At 57.8% G+C, this 6,588-nt stretch carries 5 protein-coding genes; all 5 read right to left on the minus strand.

Annotation, left to right across the window (positions count from 1 at the left end; genetic code table 11):
• Positions 1-51: 51 nt before the first annotated feature.
• The gene (gene buk / locus Q7U71_05395) at positions 52-1,299 is read right to left on the minus strand and encodes a butyrate kinase (protein ID MDO9391189.1); all 1,248 of its coding nucleotides are present in this window, start codon (positions 1,297-1,299) and stop codon (positions 52-54) included.
• Positions 1,300-1,377: 78 nt separating this feature from the next.
• Positions 1,378-2,067, minus strand: a complete 690-nt coding sequence (locus Q7U71_05400) for a tetratricopeptide repeat protein (GenBank protein ID MDO9391190.1) — start codon at positions 2,065-2,067, stop codon at positions 1,378-1,380.
• Positions 2,068-2,182: 115 nt separating this feature from the next.
• Positions 2,183-3,733, minus strand: coding sequence for a glutamine-hydrolyzing GMP synthase (guaA, locus tag Q7U71_05405; protein MDO9391191.1), 1,551 nt, complete (start codon positions 3,731-3,733; stop codon positions 2,183-2,185).
• Between the two features lie 4 nt (positions 3,734-3,737).
• On the minus strand, positions 3,738-5,903 hold the full coding sequence (locus Q7U71_05410) for a HEAT repeat domain-containing protein (GenBank protein ID MDO9391192.1): 2,166 nt from the start codon (positions 5,901-5,903) through the stop codon (positions 3,738-3,740).
• A gap of 113 nt (positions 5,904-6,016) precedes the next feature.
• The coding region (purH, locus tag Q7U71_05415) for a bifunctional phosphoribosylaminoimidazolecarboxamide formyltransferase/IMP cyclohydrolase (protein ID MDO9391193.1) at positions 6,017-6,588 on the minus strand (572 nt) is incomplete at its 5' end.

Here is a 6,588-nt window from a genome sequence, read left to right on the forward strand (position 1 = left end):
CCTTGTTTTCTATGCCCATATTCTGACAGTGTCTTTTGGTGCCGGATCTCATCAATACTCCCGCGCCTTCTCCTCGCCCTTCAAACCCCGGAAGGCCCCGGCCGCCAGGGCCGGCATCTCGTCCTCGCCTGGGTAGACGAAATACTTCGGCGTGATGAAGGCCGTCCGCTCTTTTATCCAGTCGGTGAAGATCTTGTTATGGGCCACACCCCCGGTGACCACGATGGCGTCCACTTTGCCCTTGAGAACCGTGGCGCAGGCCCCGATCTCCTTGGCTATCTGGTAGGCCATGGCCCGGAATATCTCCTCGGCCTGCTTGTCGCCCTTCAGCACCCGGTCCTTGACCTCGTTGGCCCGGTTGGTGTCGGTGTAGGCCGACAGCCCGCCGCTGCGGGTCAGCTTTTTCTTGATCTCATCGGCGGTGTATTTGCCGGAGAAGCACATCTTGACCAGGGCCCCGGTGGGAACCCCCCCGGCCCGTTCCGGAGAGAAAGGCCCGCCCTCGTTGGCGTTGTTGACATCCACGAACTTCCCGTGGTCCACTGGAGAGATGGAGATGCCGCCGCCCAGATGGGCCACGATCAGGTTGACCTGTTCCAGTTTTTTGTTGAGTTCCTGGCAGGCCTGCAGGGCGGCCATCCTCATGTTAAGGGCGTGCAGCAGGGACTTCCGCTCTATCTCGGCCAGTCCGGAGATCCGGGCCAGCGGAGAGAATTCGTCCACCGAGACCGCGTCCACGATGAAGGCCTGGGCGCCTGACTGGTCGGCGACCTCCTTGGCGATGAAAGCCCCCACGTTGGAGATGTGCTCGCCGCGTTTGGCTTCGCGCAGGTCGTTGAGCATGGCGTCATTGATGACATAAGTGCCGGAGGAAATGGGCTTAAGCAGTCCTCCCCGGTCCACCACAGCTGCCAGTGTTTTAAGTTCGATCTTATTACGGGATAGAAAGTCCAGTATCACGGTTTTGCGCATGGGGTACTGGTCCACTATCCTGGCGTATTTCTCGATCTCGGCCTTGTTGTGGTCTATGGACTCGGAGACCAGCGGCTTCGCTCCTTTATAGACCGCCACCTTGGTGGAGGTGGATCCGGGATTTAGCACCAGGATCAAAGGCTCTTTGGCAGTTCTCTTTTGGGCCGCCTTTACCCCCTTTACAACCTTTCTGACCTTTATACCTTTAGAAGCCTTCTTGGCCTTGGCCGGGCCTTTGGTTTTCTTCTTGACTGCTGGCTTGGTGCTCTTTTTTATGACGGTCTTCTTGACTATTTTATTTTTTGCGGCTTTTTTGGCTTTGGCCATTTTACTTACCCTTTAAAAATATTAACCCTTTGTGTCTTTGTGTCTTTGTGGCAAATAGTATCCAGCCTGCCGGGACGCTCAGCTGACCAGTTTCTTGAACTCCGCGCTCTCCCACAAAGCCTGCAGTTCCTCATCGCTCTTGGCTGCTTCCTTGAGATCGTCGTCGGCCTCAATCGCCCTGGCGATGGAACTCAGCGCCTCCTTGGCCTGGTTCTTAAGCAGATGTACCTTGGCCTTCTCCAGCGAGACCTCGCCGTCGTCGGAATACAATTCCAAAGCCTTGGCCATGGCCGCCAGTGACTCGTCGTACCGACCCATGATCTTGTAGGTCAGGCCCTTGCTGAACCAGGCGTCGTTGTTGTCCGGCTTGATCTTGATGGCCTGGTCGAAATCGGCCAAAGCCTCGTCGTAGCGGCCCAGGTCGCGCAGGGCCAGCCCCCGGTTGTACCAGGCCTCCATGAAATCCGGGGCCAGTTTGATGGACTGGTCCAGGGCCTGCAGTGCCTCCTCGTCCCGGTCCAGCACCCCCAGCACGATGCCCTTGTTGCACCAGGCCTTCGCGTAATCGGCCTTTATCAGGATGGCGTTGTCATAGGCCTGGATAGCATCCTCGAACTGGTCGGTCCGGCTCAGTATCCGGCCCCGGTAGAACCAGGCATCGGCGTTGTTGGGATCGGCCTCCAGCGCCTGGTTGTAGTTGTTGAGGGCCTGGTCCAGGTGGCCGTGCTTTTCCAGCTTTAGCCCCTGATCTACAAAATCTTCGACCATACTATGCTCCTAAATATGGACTGTTGACTAAACTATTATTTAGCGGAACCATCATTGAGAAATTTACCCCGTGAAATCATGTTAATCCTGTCTTCCCCGGTAAAAGTATGATAATCTATTCCCATTCGATGGTGGCCGGCGGTTTGTTGGAGATGTCATACACCACCCGGTTGATACCTTTGACCTCGTTGACTATCCGGCTGGAGACCCTGGCCAAAAGGTCTTCCGGCAGACGGGTCCAATCGGCGGTCATGAAGTCGGTGGTGTTGACGGCCCTCAAGGCCAGCACATTCTGGTAGGTCCGCTCGTCGCCCATCACCCCCACCGCCTTCACCGGCAGCAGCACCGCAAAAGCCTGCGAGGTCCTGGGGTACCATCCAGAGGCCCGAAGCTCGTCGATGAATATTTTGTCGGCGGCCCTTAGGACGTCGCACCTTTCCCTGGTCACTTCGCCCAAAACCCTCACCGCCAGGCCCGGACCGGGGAAGGGATGTCGCATCACCATTTCCTTGGGCAGGCCCAGCGACAGGCCCAGCTGCCGGACCTCGTCCTTGAACAGCTCCCTTAAAGGCTCCACCAGCTGAAGCTTCCGCATGTTCTGGGGAAGCCCGCCCACGTTGTGGTGGCTTTTGATGGTGGCCGACGGCCCCTTGAAGGAAACGGATTCGATGACGTCGGGATAGATGGTGCCCTGGGCCAGGAATCCCACCCCGCCTATCTTTTTGGCGGCTCCGGCAAAGACCTCGATGAACTCCTTGCCTATGATCTTCCGCTTCCGTTCGGGATCGTCCACCCCTTTGAGTTTTTTATAGAACCTGGCCGCGGCGTCCACCGTCACCAGGGGGATCTTGAACTGCTTTTTAAAGACCCGCTCCACCTCGGCCCGCTCGTTCAGCCTTAACAGGCCGTTGTCCACGAAGATGCAGTGCAGCTGCTTTCCCACCGCCCGGGAGATCAGCACCGCCGCCACCGAGGAATCCACCCCGCCGGAAAGGCCCAGCACTATCCTGGATTTACCGGCTTTGCGCCTGATGTCACTGACCGACTGTTCTATGATGGAATCCATGGTCCAGTCGCCCTGACAGCGGCAGATCTGGAACAGGAAGTTGGAGATGATCTTTTGTCCCTGAACTGTATGGTTGACCTCGGGATGGAACTGGAGGCCGTAAATGTTCCGTTTGACGTCTGCCATGGCCGCTATCCGGCAGTTGGCGGTGGAGGCCAAGGCCACGAAGCCTTTAGGAGGAGTCTGAACGCTGTCTCCGTGGCTCATCCAGACCTGGCTCTGGGACGGGACTCCCTGAAACAATTCTGAATTCTGAATTCTGAATTCTGAATTCAGGCGCAGCGTCGCCTGCCCGTACTCCCGCTCCCGGCTGCGGTGGATCTTGCCGCCCAACAGCAATGATGTCAGCTGCATGCCGTAACAGATGCCCAGGATGGGAATGCCGGAGTCGAATATCTCCGGGGCGATCCGGGGGGCGTTCTTATCGTAGACGCTGAACGGCCCGCCCGAAAGGATCAGCCCCCTGGGATCTCCCTCCATGATCTTCTTTTTTCCGGCAGTGCAGGGGATGATCTGGCAATAGACCTTCTGCTCCCTTACCTTGCGGGCGATCAGCTGGGTGTACTGCGATCCGAAATCTATGATGTTTATTCTGTCCAAAATATCACGCCTGTTTATTCTGTTCTTGTTCTTTTATTTTCTTCAGGACCCCGGGCAGGGCCGACTGGGCGGTCTGGGCCAGCTCGGCGTCCTTGTCCTTGGCTATTTTCATCAATACCGAGGCTGCGGTCTTGGTTCCCAACGCTCCCAGTGATATTATGATCTGTTTTTTGACATCGGACGGCTCGCCCCGGCCCAGCAGATCCCTCTTGTAATAAAGCTCTGTCAGCGCGTCCACCGAAGCCTCGGTGCCGGCCTTGCCGGCGAACTCGATGGCCTGTTTTTTTACGTCAAGGTCCTTGTCCCCCATGGCCCGGATCAGCCAGGCTTCGGAATTCTGGCCGCCCAGTTTGAAGAGGGCCTTGAGGGCTTCCAGCCGGATCCGGGCATCCTTATCCTCCAGCACCGCCCCCAGCGGGCTCAGGGAATTCTCCCCGCCCATCAAAGAAAGCAGCACGCACATGTTCCGCCGCACGAACCAGCGGTCGTCCGACAGGGCCTTTACGGCCATCTCCTCCACCCCGGCCCCGATCTTGTTGAGCACGTACATGCACTTGAAACGCATGTTGCTGTCCTCGCTTTCCTTGACCGTCTCCAGCAGATAGGGCAGGGCCTTGTCCTTGATCTGGGCCAGGGCCTCGGCCGCCGGTTCCAGGATCGGGTCCTTGAGCAGGCCCAGGATCAGGGAGCGGATGGAGGAATCGTCTCCGATCAGGCTCAGTATCTTTATCATGTCCCTGGCTACCGGCTTGTCGGCCATCAAAAGCATTATGTCCGAAATGTCCTTGCTGATGCGGGTGACCAGGGCCAGGCGCTGTTTGCTTTTTAGATCTTCGGCTATCTGCTGGATGGTCTCGGTCACCGACTGGTAAAGTCCGGAGTCGCTTTCCTGCCGCAGCCGGAAACAGACCTGATCTATCAGGAGTTCCATCAGATCAAAGCGCTCGGTGGCCAGCAGGTCGTCCTTGATGGTCAGAATGGATGCCAGGGCCTTTTTCCTGGCCTGGGGGTCGCCGTCGGATAATATTTTTAGAAATCCTTCCAGAGCCGGCTTGCAGTTATCATCTCTTCGGATTATCCAGCGCAATGTCTTGACCGCCGGTTCATCGGCCATTTCGGAAGCGGGGCGGGAGCCCAGATCGGCCAGGTATTTTTCCAGCACCGGCTGGGTCGAATCCAGCCGGCCAAATACAAAGGCACAGTCCTCCTGGCTCAGCCCGTAATACTGCAGCTTGGCCTGGACCAGGGGCAGCAATGACTGCTTGCGCTCGGCTTCCACCGGAATGGACGAGATCATGGAGCGCAGTCGTTCGGACAGCACCACTATGTCGTTCTTTGTTTCCAGGGCCAGTATCTCGGCCTTGTTGACGATCAGTTTGCCCAGTTCCTCATTGCTGTACCGGGTCAACAGTTCCCGCACCACGTCGGACCATTCCGGGTTGTCCAGTTTTACCTGGGCCACCATCTGGTTGCTTTTCTGGTCCATGCTGCCGATCACGTTGGCCATCATCGAGGCGTATTCCCCGCCGCCCTGGGTCTTGGCCATCAGGGCCAGCCGGTCCAGATCGCTCACTAATTTTTCCTGGCCTTCCGGAGTATCGGCCATGGCCAAAGCGCCCTTCAACAGCATCTCGGTCACCATTTTGGGATCGCTTTTGAGCATGGCTATCACCTGGTCCGGCAGCATGCTTTCCAGGGCGGCCCCGCCGCCGGAGCTTCCGCCGGTCCCGGAACCGCCGCCGTAGGAAATGCCTGAGGCCACGATGTTGGAAATGCCCCGCAGGGCCAGGGCCGCCGCCAGCCCCCCCTTGGCCTTGACCTGCTCCACGTCCATGGACATGGTCTCAAAGAAGCCCTGGATCTGATCGCGGTCTATGCCCTGCTTGAAAGTCAGCTGGCCCACACTGCGCTTGCCCAACTCGGAGATGAAATTGGCAAACACCTCCTTGCGGGAATCGGGAACCGGATTGTCGTTCATCAGCAGGATGTTGCCGGCCAGGCTGAAGCTCAAATGGCTTTCGGACCCCATCGCGTCCTTGATCAGACTGAGGCTGGCCTCAAAAAGTTTTTGGGAGGTGGGATGGCTGGCCGGATAGACCTTGAGATTGCGCAGGGCTCCGGTCAGCTGGCCCACCAGCCTGGTCATCAGCATCGGTGATATGTTGGCCATGATTTTATCTCTATCCCTCTTTTTTAATAATGAACCCAGGAAATCCAGGAAACATTATAAATCTATTGCGAGTCGGAAATATTCATGGTTTCATGGTTTCCTTATAGAAGAGCCTAGTGCTTGAAATGCCGGACGCCCGTCAGCACCATGGTCAGCTTGAGCTCCGAGGCCCTGGCGGTCACGTCGCCGTCCTTGACCGAGCCGCCGGGCTGGATGATGGAGGTGATGCCGCCGGCCGCCGCTTCCTCGATGTTGTCGGAGAAGGGGAAGAAACCGTCCGAGGCCAGCGCCGCGCCCTTGGCCCTGTCCCCGGCCTGCTGCAGGGCCAGCCTTACCGAGGCCAGCCGGTTGGGCTGCCCGGCCCCCATGCCGATCAGCTGTTTGTCCTTGGCAATGACGATGGCGTTGGACTTGACGTGCTTGACTATCTTGAAGGCGAATAGAAGGTCTTCAAGTTGTTGCGGGGTTGGCTTGTTGGAAGTAGCCTGTGAGAGCTTGGATTCATCCAAAGTCGTATTGTCCGGGGCCTGGGCCAGCGCCCCGCCCCAGGCCGAGCGCAGCAGATACTGGCTGGCGGGATTTTTTGTGATCCTGACCAGCCGGACATTCGGCCCCCAGCCCTTGCGGTTGGCAAAGATCTCTTTGACCCCCGGCAGGAAATCCGGCGCGGCTATCACTTCGTAAA

It is taken from the genome of bacterium (assembly GCA_030655055.1).
Lineage (GTDB): Bacteria > Edwardsbacteria > AC1 > AC1 > EtOH8 > UBA5202.

Coding starts and splice junctions, on each gene's coding strand:
- buk (MDO9391189.1), bottom strand. CDS start 1,299: ATGGCCAAAGCCAAAAAAGCCGCAAAAAATAAAATAGTCAAGAAGACC.
- Q7U71_05400 (MDO9391190.1), bottom strand. CDS start 2,067: ATGGTCGAAGATTTTGTAGATCAGGGGCTAAAGCTGGAAAAGCACGGC.
- Q7U71_05410 (MDO9391192.1), bottom strand. CDS start 5,903: ATGGCCAACATATCACCGATGCTGATGACCAGGCTGGTGGGCCAGCTG.